The organism is Mesorhizobium sp. M7A.F.Ca.CA.002.09.1.1, from assembly GCF_003998555.1.
GTDB classification, from domain to species: Bacteria; Pseudomonadota; Alphaproteobacteria; order Rhizobiales; family Rhizobiaceae; genus Mesorhizobium; species Mesorhizobium ciceri.
Genome location: NZ_RZRR01000555.1, coordinates 1 through 3,830, shown reverse-complemented (window position 1 = coordinate 3,830; position 3,830 = coordinate 1). Strand labels below are relative to the sequence as shown.

Genomic DNA, 3,830 nt, shown 5'->3' with positions numbered 1-3,830 from the left:
ACCCAGGATTATCCGAAGTGGAAATTATACTCGTTTGAAGGCGAAGGCCAGCGGCGGTCTAATCCATGTCGAAGGAGACCGACCATGATCCAGTTGCTGAACATTTTTGGCGATGTCATGCGGATCGTGACGTTTCAATGGCGTGACGAAAAGCAGCATTCAAAGCGCCGCGAGGGGCCGGCCAGTCGTGGCCGCTGGGCGCCGTCGGCTGACAGGCAGCCGTTTCGCCGTTCCCGTCCGTGATGGCGGGGCGCGCAAGGAGCGGGGATTGCGTTCTCCGGCGGAAGTCCACATCTATCGCCTGGGAAACGCGATACGGAGACTGTGGTGCGCGACCAGCATGGGCATGCGCATATAGACGGGTCGCAAAAACGCGGCCGCAACTGGCCCGGCCCCTGGCGCAAGACGCCAGGCCGTCTCCTCGGCACGTCGCTCGTGCGCCTCTACCAGCTGACGCTGTCGGGCTTTGTCGGCAATTCCTGCCGGCATCTGCCGACCTGTTCGGAATATGCGCATGAGGCGATCGCCCGCCATGGCCTGTGGGCCGGCGGCTGGATGGGATTCTTCCGCGTGCTGCGCTGCGGGCCATTCGGCACGCATGGCATAGACCTCGTGCCGGAGGCGCTTGCGGATCGCTATCTCTGGTTCATGCCCTGGCGGTACTGGCGGATCGGCAGCAAGCGCGGCAAAGCGCAGGAATGATGGCCGGGGAGAATAGCAGGTTTACGATCCGGTAGGGTTAACAACAGCCTGCACAAAGACTGCGCATTTGAGACAAAATCGAGACAAGAGACCCCGCTAAGCCGCTCGCGAACCCCCTTCTGGAGCGAGCAGAAAATGCGCAATTTCGACCGTCTTCCCTTCATCTTTGCCGGGATCCTGTTCCTGCTCGCCTGGCTGCTGGGATTTCCGCTGCGCGCGCAATCGGCGCCGCTGGGGGATTTGCAGTGCACGGTGATCGCCGATGCGGCGAGCGGCAAGACGCTTTACCAGGACGGAGTGTGCGACCAGCGGTTCAGCCCGGCCTCGACGTTCAAGGTGCCGCTGTCGCTGATCGGCTATGACAGCGGGATCCTGAGCGACGAGCATACGCCGGCGTGGGACTACAAGCCGGAGTTCAAGGCGGTGAAGCGGGACCAGAAGACCGTCGATCCGGTGATCTGGGAACGGGATTCGATCGTCTGGTTCTCCCGTGAAATCACCAGTCGGCTCGGGCCGGAAAAATTGGCTGGCTATGTCTCCAAATTCGGCTACGGCAATGCCGATGTTTCCGGCAATCCCGGCAAGAATGATGGTTTGACCCAATCCTGGATAAACTCCTCGCTCAAGATCACGCCGGTCGAGCAGGTCGATTTCCTGCGCAAGCTGCTGGCCCGCAAGCTGCCTGTCTCGGCCAGGGCCTACGACATGACATCAGCCATCATCCCGACCTTCCAGGCCGGAGGCTGGACGGTGCAGGGCAAGACCGGAAGCACCAGGCTGCGCAACGATGCCGACAAGGTTCAGGATAAGCGCTCGCTTGGGTGGTTCGTCGGCTGGGCGAACAAGGATGGCCGCCAGATCGTCTTTGCGCGCCTTGTCGTCGACACCGATCGGACCGATATGCCCAAAGGCCTCAAGACCCGAGCCGCGTTCCTGAAGGACCTGCCGCTGCTCATCAAATGAAGTCTGACATTTGAGCCGGGCTTTACGGCGGCGGAATCTGTCCATAAAAGACAGCCGCTGCCGGACGCATCCGGCCTACTCTTTGCATGTCGTAACCCCAAAACCGTCCACACACTTTTGGGCGACATGCATTTCAACCACCCGCGCTCGTTTGCGGGACTGGATAGGAGATATACATGCTGAATTCCGTTTCCCTGACATTTCCCGATGGCTCCGTCCGCGAATACGACGCGGCGATGACCGGTGCCGGCCTCGCCGAATCGATCTCGAAGTCGCTGGCCAAGAAGGCGGTCGCCTATGCGATCGACGGCACCGTCCGCGATCTCAGCGATCCGCTTGGCAAATCCGGCAAGGTCGAGATCGTCACCCGCGACGACCCGCGCGCACTCGAACTGATCCGTCACGACGCCGCACATGTGTTGGCGGAAGCCGTGCAGGAATTGTGGCCGGGAACGCAGGTGACCATCGGGCCGGCGATCGAGAACGGGTTTTACTACGACTTCGCCCGCAACGAGCCGTTCACGCCTGACGATTTTCCCGTGATCGAGAAGAAGATGCGCGAGATCATTTCGCGCAACAAGCCGTTCACCAAGGAAGTCTGGTCGCGCGACAAGGCGAAGAAAGTGTTTGCCGACAAGGGCGAACGCTACAAGCTGGAGCTGATCGACGCCATTCCCGAGGATCAGGATCTCAAGATCTACGCGCAGGGCGACTGGTTCGACCTTTGCCGTGGCCCGCACATGGCCTCGACGGGGCAGATCGGCAACGCCTTCAAACTGATGAAGGTGGCCGGCGCCTATTGGCGCGGCGATTCGAACAATCCGATGCTGACCCGCATCTACGGCACGGCCTGGGCTGATCAGGCGCAGCTCGAAGCCTATCAGACGATGCTGGAGGAGGCCGAGAAGCGCGACCACAGGAAGATCGGCCGCGAGATGGACCTGTTCCATTTCCAGGAAGAGGGGCCTGGCGTCGTCTTCTGGCACGCCAAGGGCTGGAAGATGTTCCAGAACCTGGTCAACTACATGCGCCGCCGCCTCGACGAGCAGGGCTATCAGGAGGTCAACGCGCCGCAGGTTCTCGACAAGAGCCTGTGGGAGACGTCAGGCCATTGGGGATGGTATCGCGACGCCATGTTCAAGGTGACGGTGGCCGGCGACGATACCGATGACGACCGGATCTTCGCTCTGAAGCCGATGAACTGCCCGGGCCATGTGCAGATTTTCAAGCATGGGTTGAAGTCTTATCGCGATCTGCCTGTCAAACTTGCAGAATTCGGCAACGTCCACCGTTACGAACCATCCGGCGCGCTGCACGGGCTGATGCGTGTGCGCGGTTTTACGCAAGACGATGCGCACATCTTCTGCACCGAAGAGCAGCTGGCGGCGGAATGCCTGCGCATCAACGATCTGATCCTGTCGACCTATGCTGATTTCGGTTTCGACGAAATCAGCGTCAAGCTGTCGACGCGGCCGGACAAACGCGTCGGTACCGACGAGGCGTGGGATCACGCCGAGGCGATCATGGGCGGCGTGCTGGAGACGATCAGGACACGGTCCGGCAATCGCATCAAGACCTCGATCAATCCGGGTGAGGGCGCCTTCTACGGGCCGAAATTCGAATATGTGCTGAAGGATGCCATCGGCCGCGAATGGCAGTGCGGCACGACGCAGGTCGATTTCAACCTGCCGGAGCGGTTTGGCGCCTTCTACATCGGCTCGGATTCCGAGAAGAAGCAGCCTGTCATGGTTCACCGCGCCATCTGTGGCTCGATGGAGCGCTTCCTCGGCATCCTGATCGAGAACTATTCCGGCCATTTCCCGCTGTGGTTCGCGCCGCTGCAGGTGGTGGTGGCGACGATCACGTCGGATGCCGACGACTATGCGACCGAGGTGGTGGCAAAGCTGAAGGCCGCTGGGCTGTTGGCGGAAGCGGATCTGCGCAACGAGAAGATCAACTACAAGGTCCGCGAGCACAGCCTGGCCAAGGTTCCGGTCATCCTCGTCTGCGGCAAGCGCGAAGCGGAAGAGCAGACGGTCAACATGCGCCGACTGGGCTCGCGCGACCAGGAATCGCTTGGCCTTGACCAGGCGATCGCGCAACTGACTGAGGAGGCCGTCACACCCGACCGCCGGCGCAAACGCGCGGCCTGATTGGCATGGTTT

Annotated in this window: 4 protein-coding genes; all 4 read left to right on the top strand. The window is 61.1% G+C overall.

Features of this window, described 5'->3' with window-relative positions; translation table 11 throughout:
- Window positions 1–243 (top strand): hypothetical protein (locus tag EN994_RS35675; protein WP_206530456.1); only part of this gene is annotated, 243 nt, incomplete at its 5' end.
- Window positions 244–327: 84 nt separating this feature from the next.
- A complete protein-coding gene (gene yidD / locus EN994_RS21835; protein ID WP_027162584.1) occupies window positions 328–702 on the top strand; it encodes a membrane protein insertion efficiency factor YidD in 375 nt (124 codons plus the stop codon).
- 135 nt (window positions 703–837) lie between these two features.
- Window positions 838–1,665 (top strand): class D beta-lactamase, encoded by an 828-nt coding sequence (blaOXA, locus tag EN994_RS21830; RefSeq protein WP_013531977.1) that lies wholly within the window; start codon window positions 838–840, stop codon window positions 1,663–1,665.
- Between the two features lie 176 nt (window positions 1,666–1,841).
- Window positions 1,842–3,818 carry a threonine--tRNA ligase gene (gene thrS, locus EN994_RS21825; RefSeq protein WP_127307801.1) on the top strand — a complete coding sequence of 659 codons (1,977 nt, stop codon included), beginning with the start codon at window positions 1,842–1,844 and terminating at the stop codon, window positions 3,816–3,818.
- The last annotated feature ends 12 nt before the right edge of the window (window positions 3,819–3,830 follow it).

Bases quoted from the DNA above. Each gene is read 5' to 3' on its own strand.
- blaOXA (WP_013531977.1), top strand. From the start codon at position 838: ATGCGCAATTTCGACCGTCTTCCCTTCATCTTTGCCGGGATCCTGTTC.
- thrS (WP_127307801.1), top strand. From the start codon at position 1,842: ATGCTGAATTCCGTTTCCCTGACATTTCCCGATGGCTCCGTCCGCGAA.